Genomic DNA, 21,553 nt, shown 5'->3' on the forward strand with positions numbered 1-21,553 from the left:
ATATTGAGTTTTAGCGCGCAGCATATTACAAGTTGAAGGCTACTCAGCGGGCTGCGTTCAAACCGAGAGGAGGGGTTCTCATGCCACAACTAGCAGCCTTCGCAATACTTGTGTTCATTCTTTACATTGGCGATGTTGTCGCTTTACGTACCAAATCCAAGCTGCCTTCCGTTTTTGTATGCGCCGTCTTATTTTTGATCGGTTATTGGACTTTTTTTCCCGAAAATATAGTTGAGATTGCGGGCATTCCAACACCCGTAGTTTATCTCGCTATATATCTGCTAATTACCAATATGGGAACGTTGCTGTCGATCGATGAATTGAAGCGCCAGTGGCGAACGGTCGTCATTGCGCTTTCCGGTATCGCCGGCATAGCAGCAATTCTATTCACTGTGGGACGGCTTTTCCTTGATTACCAAACAGTAATTGTAGCAACTCCTCCACTAACCGGCGGCATTGTGTCCTCACTGATCATGTCGCAGGCGGCTTCTGAGGCCGGTCTCGAAAGCCTTGCGGTGCTTGCTATCCTGATATACGTGATGCAGGGGTTCATCGGCTATCCTCTAACGTCGATGATGCTACAACGAGAAGGGCGTCGCGTTCTCAGCCTTTATCGCGCCGGTCAATGGACAGTCAATGATGCTGCAACCAGTTCGACATCGAATGAAAATCCGATGCCGCGCCTCTTTCAAAAGCTGCCGCCTGCTTATAACACGGTTTACTTCAAGCTTTTCCGGCTAGGGGTTGTTGCCTTTCTGGCGTGGGGTGTAGCTCAACTGCTTCAACCTTTTTTCGATATCAGCCCCTTTGTACTTTGTCTGATTGGTGGCGTACTCGCATCTTCATTTGGCTTTCTCGAACGCCAGCCTCTGCAGTCGGCAAACTCTTTCGGCTTTATCATCATGGTGTTGATGCTGTTTATTTTCGGTGGCCTTAATCGGGCAACACCTGAAATGTTGCTTGATCTCGCAGGGCCCATGTTTGGGGCGATTATTATCGGCATCGTTGGCATGTATATTTTTTCATACATTGCGGGCAAAATTTTTGGGATGACGCCAGCTATGGCCTTTGCCTGCTCACTGACAGCGCTTTATGGGTTCCCCGCGGACTACGTTATTACTAATGAAGTAGTCAACACACTTACCGACGATGAGAAGGAGCGCGCAGCACTTTCTGCACATATGATGCCTTCTATGCTGGTCGCCGGATTCGTTACGGTGACTATGGTGTCCGTTGTTATAGCAGGTATTTTCACAGGATTGATCTAATGACACAGCAGCACATTAATGAATCCCGAGTCCAGGATATGATCGAATGTATAGCGCAATTCACCTCGACACCTGGTAAGGGAACTACTCGACTTACCTACAGTGCAGAGCATAGGGATGTCCGCGATTATCTACTGAGTAAAATGAAAGAGGCAGGGCTTAAGACGAGAGAAGATGCCGTTGGAAATATTTTTGGACGGATTGAAGGTAAAAAACCAGATCTTCCGCCTGTGTTAGTGGGGTCGCACTTCGATTCTGTTCCGAACGGCGGGAACTTTGATGGTCCGGCTGGGGTGGTCGCCGGACTTGAGACCGCTTTTGTTTTTCATGAACTTGGCATAAAACCTGAACGGCCTATCGAAATTATTGCGATGATTGAGGAGGAGGGTGGCCGTTTCGGTAGCGGACTGTTGGGTTCTCGGCTTCTGACGGGTCAGGTCAAACAGCAAGAACTGCATGAACTGAAAGATCAAAATGGAATATCCGTCGCGCAGGCGATGTCGGACTTTGGGTTAGACCCTTCAAGGTCTGGCGAAGTGGTGCTTTCCGCAGGTTCCCTTCACGCCTTTCTGGAGCTGCATATCGAGCAGGGGCCGATTCTTGAGCAAAATCAGGAAGACATCGGCATCGTCACAGAGGTTGTCTCGCTGTCGCAGATAGAGGTGACCGTGACCGGCGCGGCGGGTCATGCGGGAACGACACCCATGAATGCCCGAAAAGATGCAATGGTCGGGTCAGCTGCTGTTATCGCGCGGATTCCTGGTATCGTTGCAGAGGTTGATAAAGCCGCTGTCGGCACTGTCGGGCGTATAGTGGCTCAACCAGGTGGTGCGAATGTCATTCCTAACAGTGTCACTTTCAGCGTCGATATACGGTCTCCGCAGGCGGAAAACGTTGCCGAGATCAAGGACAAGCTTCGCACAGAGTTGAAGCAACTTTCTGATAGTGGTCTTACATTCGAGATCAACGAGAAGATAACCATTCCGTCCACGCCAATGGCCGAAGGTATTCAGAAACAGTTCGCTAAAGATGCCGATGCTAGTGGAGTAAAGTGGCGTTGGATGCCCAGTGGTGCAGGGCATGACGCTATGATCTTGTCGAAGATAACGCAGACGGGATTGATCTTCGTCCCGAGCCGCGATGGCATCTCTCATGCGCCTGAGGAATGGACCGACTACGATAAGCTTGCGAAGGGGATTGAGGTGATTTTTCGAACCGCCAAAGCTCTTTCTGAGTGAAAAATATGCATCACTTTAAATTGCGAGATAGTAGAAATATGTTGGCTATCTAGGCGGGGCGGCCTTCTTTAGCGGGTAGGGCGCGCACGTACTGGTCGGCTTGGTTGTAGGCCGCCTGCATGGCTTTATCCCACCCTTTGGTTTCAAGCCCTTTGCCGGTTTGCTTGGCTTCCAGCACAAAGGCGCCGCGTTTATATAAATCAATAATACCGCGGTTTTCGCTGCCATCGGGGTTTTGAATATCCACCCGGCGCTCAAAGGTGTAGGCGTTCTCACTGTTGTCTTTGCAGGCGGGCTCGGGCGTGGGCAGCTCAAGCAGTGTGCAAAGCTGTGCAAGAAATAGCTGATAGTTAGCTTTTCGGTCCCGATGGTGTGCTGCCAGCGCTCAATAAACACATTAACGACATCATTGCTGGCAATGGGGCTGGCGCTTCAAGCATCAACGGGGTTCCTTTGAGGCAGGGGTATGGGGCCGAGTTAAGCAGGGTTAGATGTTAGCATGTTTAATGAAAATGACGGGATGGCCTGAGCATTTCAGAGCCTCGCTAAATAATCGTTGACTTCCTAATATGTTGGTCTTATAAACGCCAGACAACCCCTTGCTTTAGGCCCCCATGTTCCTCCTGATCTCGATTGCCACGCTTTCGATTGCCCTCTCTTTTCTATGCTCCATCCTTGAAGCAGCGCTACTCTCTATTACGCCTAGCCATATCGCTAAGCTAAAAGAAGATAATCCGAAATTACACGCCTCGCTGACGAAGCTAAAAACGAATATTGACCGGCCACTGGCGGCTATTTTGACGCTCAACACGATTGCCCATACCGTGGGCGCAACGGCGGTGGGTGCCCAGGCCGCGGTGGTGTTCGGTGAAGCCTCAATCGCCCTGGTGTCTGCGGTGATGACGATGCTGATTCTGGTGCTTTCGGAGATCATTCCGAAGACTATTGGCGCGACTTACTGGCGTGGTTTATCGCCTTTTCTGCCGCGCTTTTTGAAGCCGATGATTCTCTGCTTGCTACCCTTTATATGGATGTCGGAGCAGATTACGCGCCGGCTAGGTAAGTCAGAGCACGACGTTGATCTGCGCGATGAAATTAAAGTGCTGGCTCGGGTAGGTCTTGAAGAAAATGTTCTGGATGCGGACGAGTCGCGCACCATTATTAATGTGCTTAACTTGCACGATATTGTTGTAAACAACGCCATGACCCCGCGCACGGTGTGTCAAACGGTGCTGCCGAACATGACGGTTGAAGTGTTTGACGAGCAGTATGGTAAAGCGCCGTTTACCCGCTTCCCGGTGATGGATAACGGCGAGCAGGCCTTTGGCTATGTGCATAAATCAGACATGTACCATGCCGATGACACTAAAACCATGCGCGAACTGATGCACCCGATTGGCAGCGTGGATGTATCGCAGAATGTAGAGCAAGTATTTACATCGATGTTGAAAGATCACCTGCACATGCGCGTGGTTTACGATGAGCACGGCACCTTTGTCGGTTTGATTACCTTAGAGGATATTATTGAAACGATCCTCGGCCGGGACATTGTGGATGAGACCGACCACGTCGATAACCTGCGCCAGTATGCCAAACAGCGCTGGCTAAAGCGCATTAAAACTGAAGATAAAAGTAAAAAATAACCAAATAAACAGACGGTTACATGTGTGGTGTTTGTAATGACGGTGCTTTCGAGCACCGTTTTTCTATGCTGGATACGGTGATTGAGAGCCGAGGTATGCGCGCTAGTCGAAAACATCAGGAACCCTGTAAAGATATTGACTGTCTTAGCGCTAAATGTTCTATATTAGGTGTGTTGAAAGATCTATAAAGAATTAAGGTGCTAAATACCCCTAAGCTAAATGTCTACTAAGGAGTAGCGCATGTCATTACGTATCAATGCAGTTGTCCCGGATTTTAAAGCGGACTCTAGCCAAGGCCCGATCAGCTTCCATGAGTGGATTGGCGACAGCTGGGCGATCTTGTTTTCACACCCTAAAGATTTTACGCCAGTGTGCACCACCGAGTTTGGCGCCGTTGCGCAGCTAAGCGCTGAGTGGGAAAAGCGCGGTACGAAAGTAATCGGTGTCTCGGTGGATGGCGTTGAAGATCATAAGCGTTGGGCGACAGATATTGAGACCTACAGCGGCAGTAAAGTCGGTTTTCCGATCATCGCTGACGACAGCCTGAATGTTTCCAAACTGTTCGATATGCTGCCCGCAGAAGCCTATTTGCCCGATGGCCGTACGCCAGCAGATAGCGCCACGGTGCGCTCAGTATTTATCATTGGTCCGGATAAGCAGCTAAAGCTGTCAATGACTTATCCGATGTCAGTGGGGCGTAACTTCGCAGAAATTCTGCGTGCGCTAGATGCATTGCAGGCCACAGCTAAACACGGTGTTGCTACGCCAGCCGATTGGACCGTGGGCCAAGATGTCATTATTCCGCCGAGCGTTTCGGATGAAGATGCCAAGCAGAAGTTTGGTGAGTTTAGTGCCGTGCTGCCGTATTTGCGTAAGACTACTACTCTGCGCTAACGAGTTGTGGCGCTGTGTTAACTATAACGGTGGTACTGCGTTAAACGACAACGTATTGTGCGCGTCTACTTCTTTATTGATCGCTCACCGGGCTTGTGCTGTCCATGGAAAATACGTTGTTAGGATTTTTAGGTAGTTTAGTCGCCGGCCTTTTAACCGCCGTAGGGGCACTACCGGTGTTGCTTGGCAAAACGCCTAGTCGCGGCTTTCGTGACCTGGCGTTGGGCTTTGCCGCCGGGGTTATGCTGGCGGCGTCGTTCTTTTCGCTGATTATTCCCGCACTGGATGCTGCCGAGATCTACTACTCCGGCGGCCCGGTGCCGGCGGCGATTGTCTGTATTGCTATCTTGCTCGGTATGGGCGCTATCGCGCTGCTGAACGAGCATTTACCTCACGAGCATTTTGCCCAAGGTCGAGAAGGGCCAGAAGCTGCATCGCTGCGCCGGGTCTGGCTGTTTGTATTCGCTATTACTATCCACAACTTGCCAGAAGGTATGGCGGTAGGGGTTGGTTTTGGTGCTAATGGGCTCGAAGGCGGTATGCCGCTGGCCATCGGTATTGGGCTCCAAAATATGCCGGAAGGCCTTGCCGTCGCGGTTGCCTTAATGGGGGAGGGTTACTCGAAGTGGCGCTCCTGGTCGATTGCCGCGCTGACCGGTCTAATCGAGCCCATTGGCGGCCTTTTCGGCGCGAGTATCATCAGCGTTTCTCAAATTCTGCTGCCCTGGGGCCTAGCGTTTGCCGCCGGCGCTATGCTGTACGTCATCAGCCATGAAATCATTCCTGAAACGCACCGTTGCGGCCATCAGAAAAAAGCCACCTTTGGATTGGCAATGGGCCTCGTCATTATGCTGTTTTTGGATGTATGGCTGGGCTAGTTAAGCGTTAGCGTAAAACATCGGCACCGCCGTGTGGTCCCGCTTGGTGGCATAGGCGGTGGTCGCTGAGTACATCAATAATATGGCAATGGCCAATATTGCCTCCTTCGCACTGATGAATCATGCGAGTGAGCTCATCGCGTACCGCGGTCAGCCTCGCGAGCCGCGCCTCAACCTCGGCTAAGTGGCGCTTTGCCAGGGTGTCCACTTCTTCGCATGGCATCGTGGGGTGGTCTGCCATTTGTAATAACTCGCGTACCGCCTCAACTGAAAAACCAAAGTCACGGGCGTGACGAATGAACGTCAGCCGGCGGATGGCGGTGGCTGTATAGCGGCGCTGATTGCCTTCATTACGAGGCGCTGAAGGCAGCAGCCCGATACCTTCGTAATAGCGCACCGTTTCGGGCTTACAGCCTGACTGGCGTGCCAGCTCACCAATACCAATATATTGCTCTGCATTCGCTGGTGGTGGATTTTGATCTGCCATTGCTTGACCCTCTAGTCGCTATAGGTATTAAGCTCTTAAGATAGACGAATCTGGAGTACCATGCGATGAGCGACATTCCACTAGCTAAAAATCAACCGTTCACCTTACGCGTGCAAGGCATGGACTGCGGTGGCTGCGAGCGTAAAGTGGAGTCAGCGTTAAAGCGCTTACGTTACGTTGAGTCGGTCTCAGCGAGCGCCGTGGCGGGATCGGTTCAGTTGACCGCTCAAGACGGCGACGTTTTATTGCGCCAAGAGATTGAGTCTACGATTACGGCCTTGGGCTACCGCATTATTGACGAAACGAGTGCGGCTCATGACGCTGGGGAAGCTACTCCTTGGTGGCAGTCGCCCAAAGGGCGTTTAGTGATCGTTAGTGGTGCCTTGCTGACGCTGGCTTGGGTGCTGAAGTTTGTGTGGCCTGATTTAGGCACATGGCCCTTTGTCGCCGCGACCGTTGTTGGCCTTGTGCCGATTGTGCAGCGCGCGTGGCAAGCGCTCAGATTAGGCAATCCTTTCACTATTGAAATGCTAATGAGCATTGCCGCGCTGGGGGCATTGGCGATCAACGCCGCCGCCGAAGCCGCAGTAGTGGTGTTTTTGTTTGCGGTGGGCGAGATGCTGGAGGGTGTTGCCGCTGCCCAGGCGCGGCGCAGTATTTCTGCGCTCTCAAAGCTGACCCCTTCTACCGCGCGCCTATTAGAGCAAGGTGAAGCGCGTGAGGTCTCCGCTGCCTCTCTTGTGCCCGGCCAGCGGGTGCAAGTCCGCCCTGGCGACCGGCTGCCCTGCGATGGAACAATTGTCGATGGCCGTTCGCATATCGATGAGTCGCCGGTGAATGGAGAGTCGATGCCGCGAGAGCGGGAGCAGGGTGAGTCAGTGTTTGCCGGCACCGTAAACCTTGATGGCGTGCTAGAAGTTGAGGTAACCCGCAGCGCTGAAAATAACACTATCGCCCGCGTGATTAAGCTAGTGGAAGAAGCTCAGGCGGCTAAAGCGCCGGTCGCGCGCTTTATTGATCGCTTTGCCTTTTTCTATATGCCCGCTGTCGTTGCCGTGGCGCTGCTGGTTGCGATTGTGCCGCCGCTTGTCTCGTCGATGCTCTGGTCAGAGTCTATTTATCGTGCGCTAGCCCTGCTGCTAATAGCTTGCCCGTGCGCGCTGGTGATTTCGACGCCTGCGGCGATTGCTGCGGGGCTGTCGGTGGGCGCAAGAAACGGCCTACTAATGAAAGGCGGCGCGGTACTGGAACAGCTAGGCAAGCTCAAGCGGGTGGCGTTGGATAAAACCGGCACGCTTACCGCAGGAATGCCCACTGTCACTGATGTGGAAGGGCTTGAGGCTGACAGTAGTGGTGCCGATGTTCTACGCCTAGCCGCCGCGCTTGAGCAAGGGTCGAGCCATCCGCTCGCCGTTGCGATTGGTAACTATGCTCGGCATCAAGGTGTACAGGTGCCCGCGGTTCAGGCGGGGCATGCCCTATCAGGGCAGGGCGTTGCCGGGCAGGTAGAAGGGCGAGAATTAATGCTGGTTAGCCCGCGCTATCTGCAGCGTTTTGCTGCCCGCCCCAGTGGTTGGGATGCGCGTATTGAGGCGCTGGAAACCCAGGGCAAAAGTCTTGCCGTACTGCTGGAGAATGAGCAGCCCTTAGGCTTAATCGCCTTGCGTGACGAGCCTCGCGAAGATGCACGCAGCGGCCTTCAAGCGTTAGAGCGCCTGGGCGTGTCTGTCGTTATGCTCAGTGGTGACAATGCCCGCACGGTGGCCGCCATCGGTGAGCAGCTGGGAATTGAGGCCGAAGGCGAGCTGATGCCTGAAGATAAGGCTCAGCGAGTGCGTCAGTGGCAGGCCCAAGGGCTGGGGCCGGTCGGTAAAGTAGGCGATGGTATTAACGATGCGCCGGCGCTCGCCGCGGCTGAGGTGGGCATTGCCATGGGCAGTGGCACCGACGTGGCGCTTGAAACCGCCGATGCGGCGCTGCTTAAAAATCGTGTAAGAGGGATTGCCGAAATGATCTCACTCTCACGCGCGACCATGCGTAACGTCAAAACCAATGTGGTGCTGGCACTGGGTTTTAAAGCATTTTTTCTAGTCTCTACCGCGCTGGGTATTACCGGGATGTGGGTAGCCGTTATGGCTGACACCGGGGCAACCGTTCTGGTTACCCTCAATGCGCTGTACTTATTGCGTTATCGTTTTAACGACATTAGCTAGCGCTAACGTACTCCACTAGCGCTTGGGCGAGGAAGTCGGTGGCGCTGCGTTCTCGCCCATGTTTGCCTTGGGTGCAGTGAGTGGGAATTGCTGGTAAGATTTCGCGGTCTATCCATAGGTACCCACAAGTACCATGGACAGGGGATAGGCGTTTTCTTAGCAGCCAGGCATAATGGTAATGACCCGCTCAAACATGACCCGCCTAAAGATAGTATTGGCGCTACCTACATCAGGGCTGATGACTCCGCCCTAGGTTTCCCTCCCCATGCGATACGCCCCGGCAAATCTTGCTGTTACGGCGTTGCGGCAAGCTATTGTTTTTTTTCCGCCTAATGGGCGGGTTTCAGTATTCGATTCCGTCGTTAATGACGTTGTAACCCCAGCGAGCGACGTTTGTTGTGCGCATATTGCGGCGTCACTTCGGCCAGCGGATCGGCTTATCTAGTATTTCAACGGTGGACTCCCATGGCTCTTTTTCGTAAGCAAGAATGGTTTTCCAATATCAAAGGCGACACGCTTTCGGGCATCGTGGTCGCTCTCGCGCTTATTCCTGAGGCAATTGCTTTTTCCATTATTGCCGGCGTCGATCCTAAAGTGGGTCTTTACGCTTCTTTCTGTATCGCGGTGGTGATTGCATTTGCCGGCGGTCGGCCGGGGATGATTTCAGCGGCTACCGGCGCCATGGCGCTTTTAATGGTAACGCTGGTGAAAGAGCATGGGCTTGAATATCTGCTGGCGGCAACGCTGCTAACCGGCGTGCTGCAAATTGTGGCAGGCTACCTAAAGCTTGCCGATCTAATGCGCTTTGTATCGCGCTCGGTGGTCACCGGGTTCGTCAACGCGCTGGCCATTCTCATTTTTATGGCGCAGCTGCCTGAGCTGACTAACGTGACGTGGCATGTCTACGTCATGACTGCCGCGGGCTTGGGCATTATCTATCTGTTCCCTTACTTGCCGATGATCGGCAAAGCAATCCCGTCTCCGCTGGTATGTATTGTGGTACTTACCATCGTTTATATGCTGACTGGCATGGATATTCGCAGCGTTGGTGATATGGGTGAACTGCCGGACACCTTGCCCATATTCCTGTGGCCAGACGTGCCGCTAACGCTAGACACGCTGTGGATTATTTTACCTTACGCACTAATGCTGAGCGTGGTGGGCTTATTGGAGTCGATGATGACCGCCACTATTGTCGATGATTTGACCGATACGCCAAGTAATAAAAATCGCGAGTGTAAGGGGCAAGGGCTAGCCAATATTGGTGCCGGCTTGATGGGCGGAATGGCCGGCTGTGCGATGATTGGTCAGTCGGTGATTAACATTAAATCCGGCGGTCGGACTCGGCTGTCTACGCTGATTGCTGGCGTTGTGCTGTTAATGATGGTGGTATTTCTAGCCGACTGGGTCTCGCAAATTCCCATGGCCGCGTTAGTCGCGGTCATGATTATGGTCTCTATCGGAACCTTTAGCTGGGAATCGATTCGCGATCTTAGCAAGAATCCGATAAGCACCAATATCGTTATGCTGGCGACCGTTGCCGTTACGGTCAGTACGCATAATCTAGCTATCGGCGTATTTGTGGGCGTACTGCTGGCTGCGCTGTTCTTTGCTAATAAAGTCGGCAATATTCTGTATGTCGGTTCCAAAGAAACGAAGGTCGGCAGGTCGCGCGAGTATCAGGTCGTGGGCCAGGTGTTCTTTGCTTCTTCAGAGCGCTTTACAAATGCATTCGATCTCAAGGAAAGCATTGATAGCGTTACGATTGATCTTTCTAGAGCGCATTTTTGGGATGTGACCGCTGTGCAGGCGCTTGATCGGGTTGTCATTAAGTTTCGCCGAGAGGGTACAGACGTCGCGCTTGTTGGGTTGTCTGAAGCAAGTGCAACCGTCGTTGACCGCTATGCTATTCACAACGATCCGGTAGCCGTTGAGAAGCTGATGGGCGGCCACTAAGCCAACAGGGAGAACACAATGACTGATCAAGTAATGGCCGCCATTGACGGCTCGTCGTTTTCCGAGGGCGTTTGCGACTATGCCGTTTGGGCGAGCCAAGCGCTGGCATCGCCTTTGAACCTGCTACACGTAGTCGACAATCATTCCCCGGTGACCGGCAGCAAGGATTTCTCAGGTAATTTACATCTTGGCGACCGCGAGCGATTGCTGGAAGAGCTTTCGGCGGTTGATGAGCAGCGCGCTAAAGTGAATCGTGAGCTGGGTCAACAAATGTTAGCGAGCGCCAAAGCGCGGGCGATTGACGGTGGCGCGGCGGAGCCCGTTACTCGGCAGTTGAACGGTACGCTGGTCGACACTCTCGTCGGCCTGGAACAAGAGATGCGCCTACTCGTGATAGGTAAATGCGGCGCAGCGGGCCATTCTGCGAGCGGGCACTTAGGCGCTAATCTGGAGCAAGTAGTGCGTGAAATGCACCGACCAATTCTGATGGTGCCGAAAACCTATCAGCGGCCCGAAAAGATATTGATGGCGTTTGACGGCAGCAAAACGGCTCGTAAGGGTATCGAGATGCTGGCGAAAAGTCCGCTATTTAACGGCATTGCCTGCCATATTTTGATTGTTGGCGCAGACACCGCAGAAAATCGCGCTCAGTTAACCTGGGCGCAGGCTACGCTGCGTGACGCGGGCCGTGAAGCGCAAGGGGCGATCCGCCCGGGTGAAGTGAATAAAACCCTGCAGGGCTATGAAAAAGAGCACGGCATTGATCTGCTCGTCATGGGCGCCTACGGCCATTCACGCCTTCGACATTTGTTGATAGGCAGCACCACAACGGCCATGCTGCGTGGCAGCCGCATTCCCATTTTAATACTGCGTTAAAGCATTCTTTTTAAGCCGGCCTTCGTATGCGTTGGCTGGTTTTTTTATGCCCGCTATTTGGTGTCCGGCAACAGTTTACTAGGCACCCAGCGTAGGTAGGCCACCATGCCAAACAGTTCTACCAACGATTGAAATACAATTACTACGACCGCGGCCTGCCAAGCATTAGGCAGCGACAGCGCGATAGGTAGCATGACAAAAGAGTTGCGCGTACCGAAGCTAAAGACCAGCGTTCTGGCGCTCGCGATTGGCAGTCTAAATAGGCGGCCAAGCCCTTTACCCAGCAGTGCCGCAAAGGTTAAAAAGCCTATAAAAATAAACACAACCTGCAATAGCACTGAGCTTAGTCCAATCACCGTATTAATCTGCGAGGCCGCGATAATAAACACCACGAGCGCCAGAAGCGGCACCGGCAGCAGCCCAAGATATTGAACGGCACGTTTGGCGATAGGGTGGCGCTGGGCGATATGCCCGGTTAGCCAGGCTAGCACTAACGGTAGGAGGATAAGACCGAAAAAGGCACTGAGCAGCGGTTTAGAAAGTGCTAGCTGGAACCACTCACGGCCTAAAAAAAGCCACAGATACGCAGGCAATGCGATCATTTGCACCAGCAGCAACAGCGGCGTGGCGGCGACCGCTTTAGCGGTATCGCCCTTGCCTATATGTGTGAAGGTAATAAACCAATCGGTGCAGGGCACCAGTAGCACCAGCAGCATGCCCGCCAGCACGGCGGGAGAGAGCGGAATCCACATCACGATAAGGGCTAAAAAAGCGGGAATAGCAACAAAATTACCGATCATCAGCGCTGTCATAAAGCGCTTATCTTTTATACTGCGGGAAATGTGCAGCAGCGGGATTTGCGTGAAGGTGGCGTAAAGCAGTGTTCCCAGCAAGGGCCACAGCAGTGGCTCAAGGGGCCTGGCCGTGTTTGGCGTGGCGATGCCAAGTGCTAATCCTAAGCCAATAAATAACAGATATAGCCAGGACTGGTGCCTTTCCATCTGGTCGCGCATTACGAGCGGCGCCCTTGTGATGCCATACGCTCGCCCAGTAGCGCCGCCCCGAGCCAAAGCGGAACGCTCACCGCTACATAAAGCAAGGCCAACGTAACATGGTGTGTTTGGATAAGATGAAGGGTTTCCAAACTGAACAGTGAAAAGGTTGTGAATCCGCCGCAAAAACCCGCAATAAGAAAGGGTTGCCAGCGTGCAATACGTCCATGTGAACGCCGAGTAGCGGTCGCTGCCAGCCAGCCGATTAACCAAGAACCCGCAACATTAACCACCAGTGTACCCAGCGGAAAGTAACTGCCCAAGGTGGCCAGCGCGCTGAGTGAAACAGCGTAGCGCAACGCACAGCCAAGGCCACAGCCTAGCCCAACCGCTAAATAGCACATCAGCATGGCATTCATATGCTGCCTCCGGCTAGCTGCCAGCCGACGTACACCCCGACTAACCCCAGTAGCACTGTAGCCACAATATTAACGGCGGCTTGAGCTACGTTGCCGCGCTGCCAAAGCTCAAGCGTTTGCAGACTAAAAGAGGATACCGTGGTATAGCCGCCCAGTACGCCGACCACTACGACCAGCCATAGCGAGTTGTCGGCTGCAGCGTCCGGCAAGCCAAGCGTGCCGAGTAGCCAGCCAGCGGCGATTGAGCCACTCAGATTGACGGCCAGTGTGCCCCATGGAAAAGCGCTGCCTAAATGCTTAGCGAGAAAGCTGGAAATAGCAAAACGCCCCATGCCGCCAACGGCACCGCCCAGTGCCACCAGCAGCATGTTTACGATTGCCTGCCCCATACTGCCTCCTTAGCCACCTAAACTGTTAGATGGCTAAGTTTAGCATGCGCATACCGCTATATATGCAACGGCTGATATAGAGCATGGCGCTAACGCCTGCAGGTGAAAAATAACTAAGCCAATTCACGCTCAGCTTTATGAGAGGCGGCCGTATTGGCTGGATTAGCTGCTAGATTGATACCTGAAATCAGTGCTTTCAGCGAGGCGCTGACCGTATCGCTATCTTCGGCAACGGCGCAGACCCGCTGACCATCGATATTCAGTTGTACAAAGGCAATGGCGTTAGCCTCACTGCTGGCGCCCAGCGAGTGTTCGCTGTAATCAAGAATACTCACGCTGCTACCCGAGTGGGTTTGCCACGCATCGGTGAAGGCCGACATGGCACCATTGCCTTTGCCAGAAAGGCGTAGCGGCTTGTCACCCTCGCGCAGCGTGACTTCAATGCCTTCTTGTTGGCCTTTAGAAAGGCGATAATCGCCCAGCGAGAGCGGCGCTTCCTGGGTGAATTGATTGAACATTACTTGGCGAATCATGGCGCTTGATAGCTCACTGGCGCGCTGTTCACTTTCCTGCTGCACATAGGGAGCCAAGGCCAACATCATCCAGCGTGGCAGGTTAATGCCATAATCGCGCTCAAGCAGGAACGCCATGCCGCCTTTACCTGACTGGCTGTTGACGCGAATGACCGCCTGATAATCGCGGCCAATGTCGTGAGGGTCGATGGGCAGGTAGGCCACTTGCCACGGCTCGTCGGGCTTTTGGTGCTTTAAGGATTTGCGGATCGCATCCTGATGACTGCCTGAAAAGGCGGTGTAAACCATCTCACCCACCCAGGGGTGGCGTGGGTGTATCGCAATGCCCGTACATTCGTTGACTACCTGAATGATTTCATCAGGGTTAGACAAGTCAAGCTCGGGGTCAATGCCCTGGCTGTAAAGGTTCATCGCCAGCGTGACGATATCCATGTTGCCCGTGCGCTCGCCGTTACCCAACAGCGTGCCTTCTACACGTTCAGCACCGGCTAGCAGGGCGAGCTCGGCGGAGGCCGCTGCACCGCCGCGGTCATTGTGGGTATGTACAGATATGATCACGCTGTCGCGACGACTGATGTTCTGGCAGAAATACTCAATCTGATCGGCATGGTGATGAGGGCCCGCCACCTCCACCGTGGTGGGAAGATTGAGAATGCACTTGTTATCAGGCGTTGGCTGCCATACATCCATTACCGCTTCGCAGATCGCCAGCGAGAAATCGATCTCAGTGCTGGAGAAGCTTTCTGGGGTATATTCAAAACACCACTGAATATCAGGGTAGCGATCGGCATAGGTTTTAACCCACGTAGCTCCCTGAACGGCGATATCGACAATGCCCGCGCGATCCATTTCAAATACGCGTTCGCGCTGAATAGTCGAGGTCGAATTATACAGGTGAACAATGGCGCGTTTTGCGCCCACCAGTGAAGCAAACGTCTTTTCAATTAAGTGTTCACGACACTGAACCAGTACCGCAATAGTGACATCGTCAGGAATTTGGTCTTCATCGATTAGCCAGCGCACGAAGTCGTAGTCGGGCTGGCTAGCCGAAGGAAAACCTACCATGACCTCTTTGATGCCTACTTTTACGATCTGGTGCCAGAGGCGTTGCTTCTGCTCAACGGTCATCGGTTCAAGCAGCGCCTGGTTCCCGTCGCGTAGATCTTCACTCACCCAAATCGGCGCATGGTCAAGATCACGATCTGGCCATTGGCGATTGAAGGCGGGAACGCGGGGGGCAGGGCGATATTTGCGATGATCGAAAGCAGACATAGTGATCTTCCTGAAAGTAACCGTTAAATGGATATCGGCTGCGGGTAACGTAAGCCGTTGTTCATCAGTGCTAAGCATCACGGGGGTACTGAAAAGCCGCACTGACGTCGTGACTGCTTTTGGCAGCATACACAGTGTAAATGATCTGCGCCGATAGTTTGTTGCGAAGATGTGTACGTAGAGAGGATAATTGGCAGCTTATATCTTTAAATAATGCTTATTTGGCAGGAGATGCTGGTTATGGCCGTGACGCCGCTTGCTCTGGATCGTTTTGACCGACATATATTAAATATTGTTCAGCAGGAGGGGCGTATCAGTAATCAGGAATTAGCCGATCGTATCGGACTTTCGCCCTCGCCCTGTTTACGCCGGGTGCGTGCGCTGGAAGAAAACGGTTTGATACGCCAGTATCGCGCAGAAGTCGATGCGCGTCAGCTTGGCTACCAGCTAATGGCGCTCTTACATATTTCCATGGACCAACACACGCCTGAACGCTTTGATAACTTCGAACGCCACATCCGTGAGGTTCCTAACGTCATTGAATGTTTGATCATTACCGGTCAAGCCGCTGACTTTCAGCTCAAGTTATTAGTGCGCGATATGGACGATTATCAGCACCTGCTGCTGCACGTGATTAACCGTATTGAGGGCGTGACGGGCGCGCATACCAGCTTTGTGTTGCGACGTGTCTTTGAGCATCGGCCGGTGCCGACGGACCATCTTGGGTAATAAACCATGGTCAATGACAAGCGCATCGGTTTAAACTGCTTTTTTTCAACCGGTTAGGAGTTTGCACTATGACTATTCAACGTCACGATACAAAAGCCCGCATGAGCCGTGCCGTTATTCACCAGGGTGTTGCATATCTGTGTGGCCAAGTATGTGGCCCCGAGGTTCGCAATGGCGATATTACGGCCCAAACAGAAAGCATGCTGGCGCGTGTAGACGCACTGTTGAAAGAGATTAAGAGCAGTCGTGAGCAGCTGCTGAGCGCCACCATTTATCTAAAAGAGGGCAGTGACTTTTCCGCCATGAACGACGTGTGGGATGCCTGGGTGCCAGAAGGTTACGCACCGGCCCGCACTTGCGTGTGCGCACCGATGCCGGCCGATGAACTGAAAGTTGAAATTACCGTTACCGTCGCTGTGAGCTGATAACGGCCACCGCTCACTTTTATTTGGCCGCTTTTTCGATTGGAAAGCGGGTGTCTCGCAGGCTGTCTTTGATTTTTTTGAGATGTGGCAAAAAGTCTTCCCCACGCCTTAACGTCACGCCGGTGGCTAGTGCGTCAATCAGCGTTAATTGAATAACCCGCGAGGTCATCGGCATGTAGTGGTCGGTGTCCTCTGGGGTAGCGACGTCCAGTGTGGCCGTGCATTCTTGAGCCAGCGGCGATTTGGGGGCCGTAATGCCAAGAACGACTGCCCCTGCTTCGCGGGCCAGGCGAGCAATGTCGACCAGTTCCCGAGTGCGTCCGGTGTAGGAAATAATCACCACCACGTCACCAGTATGGCAGGCAGCAGCCACCATGCGCTGCATGAGCACGTCTATGTAGGCCATTACCGGCAGGTTAAAGCGGAAGAACTTGTGCTGCGCATCTTGGGCAACTGCGCCAGAAGCACCTAAACCAAAAAAATGAATTTGCTTAGCCTGGGTGAGATAGTCAACCATGCGCTCAACGGCGGTGATGTCGATCTCGCGCTGGGCTTCATCGAGCGCTGCAATCGTGGCGCCAAAAATCTTATGCGTGTACTGGGTCGCAGAGTCGCCGGGCTCGACTGCACGGGTGACATAAGGTGTACCGCCTGCAAGGCTCTGAGCGAGCTTGATTTTGAAATCGGGATAGCCTTTGGCACCAAAGTTGCGGCAAAAACGATTAACCGTAGGCTCACTGACGCTGGCTGACTGAGCTAAGCTTGCGATGCTAAGACTGGTCGCTAGCGTAGGATCTTCAAGAATGACATTCGCGACTTTGCGCTCCGAGCGGTTGAGTTCTTCCAGTCGTTCGCGTAGGCGGTCCAGCAAGTCATGAGCCATTAACGGTCTCCGTGTCAGTAGTGGAAAAAGGCGGCTTCCATTCGGAACACCAGGTGACAAATTCTTTAGCAGGTAGCGGGCGGGCGTAAAAGTAACCCTGTGCGGCTTCACAGCCCATAGCACGCAAATACGCCGCTTGATCTGCCGTTTCAATGCCTTCTGCTACCACGTCGCAGCCCACGCTGTGGGCAAGCTGCGTGATAGTGCGCGCTAATAGGCGATCCTTCTCACTGGTGGCCAAGTCCATCACAAAAGCGCGATCAATTTTTAATGTTGAGAAGGGCAAGGTCTTAATGTAGGCCAGCGATGAATATCCCGTACCAAAGTCGTCGATAGCAACGGCAATATTGACCTCTGAGAGTTTCGAAAGCTGCGCTTTGGCGTTGTGTATGTCACTCATTAAGCCTGATTCGGTCACCTCCAGCGCGATAAAACGCTCGGGGATATCGTGTTTGGCCAGCTGCGCTAGCAGGCGCTCGGTAAAATCTTTGCGCGCCAGCTGCCTAGCCGCCACATTGACCGCAATATGAAAATCGTCGCTTAACAGGTCGCGTGCGCGCCATGCCACTATGTACTGCATGGTTTCTTCAAGTACCCACTCGCCAATCGCGAGGATATCACCGCTGGCTTCAGCGAGCGGAATAAAGTCTGCCGGTGAAATATGACCTAGTTCAGGATGGTGCCAGCGCAATAGAGCTTCAGCCCCGATAATTTGCTGGGTGGCTAATGCAATTTTCGGCTGAAAGAGCAGTGACATCTCGCCGCGCTGAGGGGCGCCGCGCAGCGCTTGCTGCAGGTACAAGCGGTGGCGTTGCTGGGCTTCCAGCGCTTCGCAGTAATGCTGGATAGGAGGGCAGTCTATCTGGGGTAGCGCCAGTGCGGCCATGCGTACAAGCCGCTCCGTTTTAAAGCGGGCCTGCGAACAGCTAATGCCAATACGCGCATTCAGCGGTATTAATAAGTGGTTGAAAGACTGATCATACTCAAAGCAACCCAATAGGCGTTCTGCAAGCTGTTGAAGGCACGCCGGTTCGCTACTGTTCACGATCACCAGTAGCTCGCTGCCACCCCATAAGCCTAGCTCGCTGCCTTGCTCGAGGCAGTCGGCAAGCTGGTGGCTAATATGCATCATTAGCTGGTCAGCAACACTGTAACCATGCAGCCGTACAACGTCGTCAAGCTGGTCAACGGCTACAAATAATAGCCCCGTATCGCCCCCGCCCATTGATGCTTCTCTGAGTCGCTGAGTTAGGGCGCGGCGATTAGGGAGCTGAGTAGTAGGGTCGGTAAGCGATTGGCGGTTGAGTTCTTTGGTGCGCTTTGCGACCATCCGCTCAAGCGTTTCCGCCTGCTGGTCGCGTACTTGGTAGCGCTGTTCAAGGCTGAGCGTGTTGCGGATCCGCTGCAGTACCTCGTCGTGCTTAAGCGGCTTGGTAATAAAGTCTCGCACGCCTAGGTTTAATGCGCGATGACGCGTTTGATCGTCAATTTGAGCAGTTAACACGATTACCGGCGGCATGCGGTGGGCAAAGTGCTCGTGCAATTGATTAATCACTGCATAGCCATCCAAATGCGGCATGCGGATATCAAGTAAAATGAGATCAGGAAGCTGTTGCTGACAGTGCGCCAGTACTAGGCGTGGGTCACTGATACCATGCGTATTTTCAAAGCCATGCTCATCCAGCAGGTCAAGCAGTAGCTCAACATTAACGCTGCTGTCATCTACGATGAGTAGATGCTTATGAACGAGTGTCATGGTGCCTTCCAGGGCTTAGTAGCGGCAGTATAAAGAAAATGATTAAGTGTGAGCGTCAGTTTTTCTATATCAATCGGTTTGGTTAAATAGTCGTTGAAGCCTGCGGCTAGGCCATAACTACGGTCGCGCTCCATGGCATTAGCGGATAATGCAATAACTTTAATATGCTTAAGCTGCGGATCTTTCTGCATGATATCTAGCGCTTGAAAGCCGTTCATGCCGGGTAAATGGATATCCATTAGCACTAAATCGGGCGGAGCGTGGCGCATTATTTCAAGCCCTAGCTCAGCGCTGACAACGGTTTGAAGGCGTATATGGCTGAACTCTTCAATAATGTCGTCCATCAGCCGCTGGTTAGCCGGGTTGTCTTCAATATAAAGCAGCTGAAATTGATGCTGGTGGCTGGCGTTGGCGCCTGCATTCTGAAAGGCAGAGGGCTGTTCTTCTGAGGCGTCTCGTTCGGTTATCGGCAGTGTAAACCAGAACGTTGAGCCGACGTCGGAATGGCTAGTCATACCAATGCGCCCTTGCATACGTTCTACCAGCTCGCGCGTAATAGCGAGGCCGATGCCGGTGCCCTCGATAGAACCATGTTCTGCATCTAAGCGATTGAATGGTTCAAAAAGCTCGTGTTGACGCTCGATGGCTATGCCAGTGCCCGAATCGATAATGCTGATGCGCAGCTCATCATCAAGCGGTTCGGCTGCAATCCTGATCGTGCCGTGCTGGTGGTTGTATTTGATGGCATTAGAAAGCAGGTTGAGTAGTACCTGCTTCGTGCGCGTGTAGTCAGCGGCTACGTACCACGGTTCTGAGAACGGCATGGAGGTGAGCGTAATCCCCGCTGCTTCGATTGTCGCTTCAAGCGTACTGCACACGTCATCAAGCACGTTCTGCATCAATATAGGCTCAATTGAAAACTGTACATGACCCGCTTCAATTCGAGCTAAATCCAGCACTTCATTGATTAAACTGAGCAGGTGCTGGCCGCTTTTTTCTATTTGGCCCACTTGGCGCTGCTGCTTGTCGCTGAGAGGATCGCGGCGCGCCTTACCGAGCAGTTGGGAAAAACCAATAATGGCATTGAGCGGGGTGCGTAGCTCGTGGCTCATCGATGACAGAAATTCGCTTTTAGCTTGATTGGCTTTTTCAGCAAGATCGCGGGCGCTGGCTAGGTCGCTCGTTACCTGTTCGCGTTCGGCCATTTGCCGGTAGAGATTGATCAATAGCGCGCAGGTGTCGGTAAACGGTTGAAGCCAGTCGAGCAACGCCTGATTAAGTGGCTGCTTACTGTTGGCAATGGCGAACATGCCAATCAATTGATCGCCGCTAACAATAGGTACGCCTAAGTAATTGTTAATACGCGGGTGTCCGGCAGGAAAACCGCCGCGTTTGGTATGACGATAAACGTCGTTGGTCATAATCACCTCGCCCGAGGCAAATACCCTGCCTAATAGTGAGTTAGGGTTGGTCAGCGTCATATCGCCGCTGCGCAACTTCTCCATTAGATGCTTAGACTCTTCACTCCATGAAAGGTCGGTCATCGCGTGAATTTTGAGGGCATTAGTGGTGTCGGTGGGCATCACTTCGCCAATCAATGCGTAGTCACTGTCGGTAAGCTCGCGCAGCGCTTCCATGAGAAATGTCCACAGACGCTCGCCCGACATGAGGGCTTGATAATCGGTAATGCCCTGATGGAGTATCTTGAGCAGATTTTCCTCTTTACGAATTCTACGATTAGCGTCGTAAATTTCAGTGAGGTCTGTCAATACGCCCAGGAATTCAACGACACGGCCTTGATCGTTGTGAATAGCGTTAATCGCAAGGTGGACGGGGATGCGGCGGCCGTCTTTGTGCAGCGCTTCGACTTCACGCCCTCGACCAATAACTTTGGGCTCGCCACCGGCAAGGTAGTCAGCAATAAACCTGTCATGATGGATCGAAATGTCAGGCGGTGTGAGCACTGCAATGTTTTGCCCGATTAGCTCATTTTCTGTATAGCCAAGCAGGTTTAGCGCAAAAGGATTAATCGCCGCAATATGGCCAGAGCGATCAATCCGTATTTTGGCCGTCGCGCTTTTAGTAAAAAGCGCTTCAAAACTACGCGCTATACGAGTGAGTTCCACCTGTCGCTTGTGTTGACGAAGTAGCTCTTCTACCTGTGCTGCCAAGCTGCCAAGCAGCATTAAATCACGTTCGCTGAAAGGGCGAGGCTGACTGTCGATGAGGCACAGCGTGCCTGCTGCCATGCCGTTTAACGGCCGTAACGGATAGCCTGCGTAAAATCGGATATGAGGGGCGTCGTTGACCAGAGGATTATCGAAAAAGCGCTTATCTTTAAGCGTGTCTTCAATTACCAGCGGCGTTTCATGATAAATCGCGTGCGCACAGAAAGACAGTTCACGGCTGGTTTCACAGGCGTCGAGCCCCTGATGCGATTTAAACCATTGGCGCTCTTTATCGACTAACGAGACCAGCGCGATAGGAACGTCAAACAGGTCGCGGGCCAGTTGTGTCATGCGCTCAAATGCTTGGTCTTTAGGCGTGTCGAGTACATGAAGAGCATGCAAAGCCGCCAAACGCTGTGTTTCATTATGAGGGGTGTCGGGGGCTTGCATGATGATTCCGCGGCAGTGAATGAGTAAAAATACCACAAGGTCGCTATACCAATAGCCTATTACCTATCGGTCATTAACGCATAA

19 protein-coding genes are annotated in these 21,553 nt (G+C 52.9%); 10 read left to right on the forward strand and 9 right to left on the reverse strand.

Annotation, left to right across the window (positions count from 1 at the left end; translation table 11 throughout):
• Positions 1-80 precede the first annotated feature (80 nt).
• The gene (locus CIK78_RS06740; RefSeq protein WP_096278435.1) at positions 81-1,268 is read left to right on the forward strand and encodes a hypothetical protein; all 1,188 of its coding nucleotides are present in this window, start codon (positions 81-83) and stop codon (positions 1,266-1,268) included.
• Positions 1,268-2,506 (forward strand): Zn-dependent hydrolase, encoded by a 1,239-nt coding sequence (locus tag CIK78_RS06745; protein WP_096278437.1) that lies wholly within the window; start codon positions 1,268-1,270, stop codon positions 2,504-2,506. The genes CIK78_RS06740 and CIK78_RS06745 overlap by 1 nt, the downstream gene beginning before the upstream one ends.
• 49 nt (positions 2,507-2,555) lie before the next feature.
• Here the strand turns inward: CIK78_RS06745 and CIK78_RS18150 are convergent, their stop codons facing one another.
• A complete protein-coding gene (locus tag CIK78_RS18150) occupies positions 2,556-2,888 on the reverse strand; it encodes a type IIL restriction-modification enzyme MmeI (protein WP_318781522.1) in 333 nt (110 codons plus the stop codon).
• 232 nt (positions 2,889-3,120) lie between these two features.
• Here CIK78_RS18150 and CIK78_RS06755 point away from each other — a divergent pair, with 232 nt between their 5' ends.
• The 3 genes from CIK78_RS06755 to CIK78_RS06765 all read left to right on the forward strand — a co-directional run bounded on the left by CIK78_RS06755 (position 3,121) and on the right by CIK78_RS06765 (position 5,921).
• Complete coding sequence (locus CIK78_RS06755) at positions 3,121-4,149, forward strand: CNNM domain-containing protein (protein WP_096278439.1); 1,029 nt, start codon at positions 3,121-3,123, stop codon at positions 4,147-4,149.
• A 240-nt stretch (positions 4,150-4,389) separates the two neighbouring features.
• Positions 4,390-5,043, forward strand: coding sequence for a peroxiredoxin (locus CIK78_RS06760; RefSeq protein WP_096278441.1), 654 nt, complete (start codon positions 4,390-4,392; stop codon positions 5,041-5,043).
• A gap of 104 nt (positions 5,044-5,147) precedes the next feature.
• On the forward strand, positions 5,148-5,921 hold the full coding sequence (locus CIK78_RS06765) for a ZIP family metal transporter (RefSeq protein WP_096278443.1): 774 nt from the start codon (positions 5,148-5,150) through the stop codon (positions 5,919-5,921).
• 7 nt (positions 5,922-5,928) lie between these two features.
• Here CIK78_RS06765 and CIK78_RS06770 read toward each other — a convergent pair whose 3' ends face one another.
• On the reverse strand, positions 5,929-6,408 hold the full coding sequence (locus CIK78_RS06770) for a helix-turn-helix domain-containing protein (RefSeq protein WP_096278445.1): 480 nt from the start codon (positions 6,406-6,408) through the stop codon (positions 5,929-5,931).
• 65 nt (positions 6,409-6,473) lie between these two features.
• Here CIK78_RS06770 and CIK78_RS06775 point away from each other — a divergent pair, with 65 nt between their 5' ends.
• From CIK78_RS06775 to CIK78_RS06785, 3 genes are all read left to right on the forward strand, one after another.
• Positions 6,474-8,621, forward strand: a complete 2,148-nt coding sequence (locus tag CIK78_RS06775) for a heavy metal translocating P-type ATPase (protein ID WP_096278447.1) — start codon at positions 6,474-6,476, stop codon at positions 8,619-8,621.
• A 465-nt stretch (positions 8,622-9,086) separates the two neighbouring features.
• Positions 9,087-10,577, forward strand: coding sequence for a SulP family inorganic anion transporter (locus CIK78_RS06780; protein WP_096278449.1), 1,491 nt, complete (start codon positions 9,087-9,089; stop codon positions 10,575-10,577).
• Positions 10,578-10,595: 18 nt separating this feature from the next.
• The gene (locus CIK78_RS06785; protein WP_096278451.1) at positions 10,596-11,453 is read left to right on the forward strand and encodes a universal stress protein; all 858 of its coding nucleotides are present in this window, start codon (positions 10,596-10,598) and stop codon (positions 11,451-11,453) included.
• A 53-nt stretch (positions 11,454-11,506) separates the two neighbouring features.
• Here CIK78_RS06785 and CIK78_RS06790 read toward each other — a convergent pair whose 3' ends face one another.
• The 4 genes from CIK78_RS06790 to CIK78_RS06805 form a co-directional block, all read right to left on the reverse strand.
• Positions 11,507-12,466, reverse strand: coding sequence for an arsenic resistance protein (locus CIK78_RS06790; RefSeq protein ID WP_096278453.1), 960 nt, complete (start codon positions 12,464-12,466; stop codon positions 11,507-11,509).
• Positions 12,466-12,864, reverse strand: a complete 399-nt coding sequence (locus CIK78_RS06795) for a CrcB family protein (RefSeq protein ID WP_096278456.1) — start codon at positions 12,862-12,864, stop codon at positions 12,466-12,468. Before CIK78_RS06795 ends, CIK78_RS06790 begins: the two co-directional genes overlap by 1 nt.
• Positions 12,861-13,253 (reverse strand): fluoride efflux transporter CrcB, encoded by a 393-nt coding sequence (gene crcB / locus CIK78_RS06800; protein ID WP_096278458.1) that lies wholly within the window; start codon positions 13,251-13,253, stop codon positions 12,861-12,863. The genes CIK78_RS06795 and crcB overlap by 4 nt, the downstream gene beginning before the upstream one ends.
• Positions 13,254-13,366: 113 nt before the next feature.
• Positions 13,367-15,058 carry a 2-isopropylmalate synthase gene (locus CIK78_RS06805; protein WP_096278461.1) on the reverse strand — a complete coding sequence of 564 codons (1,692 nt, stop codon included), beginning with the start codon at positions 15,056-15,058 and terminating at the stop codon, positions 13,367-13,369.
• Positions 15,059-15,298: 240 nt separating this feature from the next.
• On the opposite strand from CIK78_RS06805, the gene CIK78_RS06810 reads away from it, so the two are divergent.
• Together CIK78_RS06810 and CIK78_RS06815 are read left to right on the forward strand one after the other, a co-directional pair.
• Entirely contained in the window at positions 15,299-15,787 is a 489-nt protein-coding gene (locus tag CIK78_RS06810; RefSeq protein ID WP_096282301.1) for an Lrp/AsnC family transcriptional regulator, read from the forward strand.
• A 68-nt stretch (positions 15,788-15,855) separates the two neighbouring features.
• Positions 15,856-16,212, forward strand: a complete 357-nt coding sequence (locus tag CIK78_RS06815) for a RidA family protein (protein ID WP_096278463.1) — start codon at positions 15,856-15,858, stop codon at positions 16,210-16,212.
• A 19-nt stretch (positions 16,213-16,231) separates the two neighbouring features.
• On the opposite strand, the gene CIK78_RS06820 is transcribed toward CIK78_RS06815, so the two are convergent.
• From CIK78_RS06820 to CIK78_RS06830, 3 genes are read right to left on the reverse strand one after another with little or no spacing between them, the layout of a single operon-like run.
• A complete protein-coding gene (locus CIK78_RS06820; RefSeq protein ID WP_096278465.1) occupies positions 16,232-17,095 on the reverse strand; it encodes a MurR/RpiR family transcriptional regulator in 864 nt (287 codons plus the stop codon).
• Positions 17,085-18,851, reverse strand: coding sequence for an EAL domain-containing protein (locus CIK78_RS06825; protein ID WP_096278467.1), 1,767 nt, complete (start codon positions 18,849-18,851; stop codon positions 17,085-17,087). The genes CIK78_RS06820 and CIK78_RS06825 overlap by 11 nt, the downstream gene beginning before the upstream one ends.
• On the reverse strand, positions 18,848-21,469 hold the full coding sequence (locus tag CIK78_RS06830; RefSeq protein WP_096278469.1) for a GAF domain-containing protein: 2,622 nt from the start codon (positions 21,467-21,469) through the stop codon (positions 18,848-18,850). The genes CIK78_RS06825 and CIK78_RS06830 overlap by 4 nt, the downstream gene beginning before the upstream one ends.
• Between the last annotated feature and the right edge of the window lie 84 nt (positions 21,470-21,553).

The organism is Halomonas sp. JB37 (genome assembly GCF_002332255.1).
Classification (GTDB): Bacteria; Pseudomonadota; Gammaproteobacteria; order Pseudomonadales; family Halomonadaceae; genus Vreelandella; species Vreelandella casei.

Coding starts and splice junctions, on each gene's coding strand:
- CIK78_RS06740 (WP_096278435.1), top strand. CDS start 81: ATGCCACAACTAGCAGCCTTCGCAATACTTGTGTTCATTCTTTACATT.
- CIK78_RS06745 (WP_096278437.1), top strand. CDS start 1,268: ATGACACAGCAGCACATTAATGAATCCCGAGTCCAGGATATGATCGAA.
- CIK78_RS06755 (WP_096278439.1), top strand. CDS start 3,121: ATGTTCCTCCTGATCTCGATTGCCACGCTTTCGATTGCCCTCTCTTTT.
- CIK78_RS06760 (WP_096278441.1), top strand. CDS start 4,390: ATGTCATTACGTATCAATGCAGTTGTCCCGGATTTTAAAGCGGACTCT.
- CIK78_RS06765 (WP_096278443.1), top strand. CDS start 5,148: ATGGAAAATACGTTGTTAGGATTTTTAGGTAGTTTAGTCGCCGGCCTT.
- CIK78_RS06770 (WP_096278445.1), bottom strand. CDS start 6,408: ATGGCAGATCAAAATCCACCACCAGCGAATGCAGAGCAATATATTGGT.
- CIK78_RS06775 (WP_096278447.1), top strand. CDS start 6,474: ATGAGCGACATTCCACTAGCTAAAAATCAACCGTTCACCTTACGCGTG.
- CIK78_RS06780 (WP_096278449.1), top strand. CDS start 9,087: ATGGCTCTTTTTCGTAAGCAAGAATGGTTTTCCAATATCAAAGGCGAC.
- CIK78_RS06785 (WP_096278451.1), top strand. CDS start 10,596: ATGACTGATCAAGTAATGGCCGCCATTGACGGCTCGTCGTTTTCCGAG.
- CIK78_RS06790 (WP_096278453.1), bottom strand. CDS start 12,466: ATGCGCGACCAGATGGAAAGGCACCAGTCCTGGCTATATCTGTTATTT.
- CIK78_RS06795 (WP_096278456.1), bottom strand. CDS start 12,864: ATGAATGCCATGCTGATGTGCTATTTAGCGGTTGGGCTAGGCTGTGGC.
- crcB (WP_096278458.1), bottom strand. CDS start 13,253: ATGGGGCAGGCAATCGTAAACATGCTGCTGGTGGCACTGGGCGGTGCC.
- CIK78_RS06805 (WP_096278461.1), bottom strand. CDS start 15,058: ATGTCTGCTTTCGATCATCGCAAATATCGCCCTGCCCCCCGCGTTCCC.
- CIK78_RS06810 (WP_096282301.1), top strand. CDS start 15,299: ATGGCCGTGACGCCGCTTGCTCTGGATCGTTTTGACCGACATATATTA.
- CIK78_RS06815 (WP_096278463.1), top strand. CDS start 15,856: ATGACTATTCAACGTCACGATACAAAAGCCCGCATGAGCCGTGCCGTT.
- CIK78_RS06820 (WP_096278465.1), bottom strand. CDS start 17,095: ATGGCTCATGACTTGCTGGACCGCCTACGCGAACGACTGGAAGAACTC.
- CIK78_RS06825 (WP_096278467.1), bottom strand. CDS start 18,851: ATGACACTCGTTCATAAGCATCTACTCATCGTAGATGACAGCAGCGTT.
- CIK78_RS06830 (WP_096278469.1), bottom strand. CDS start 21,469: ATGCAAGCCCCCGACACCCCTCATAATGAAACACAGCGTTTGGCGGCT.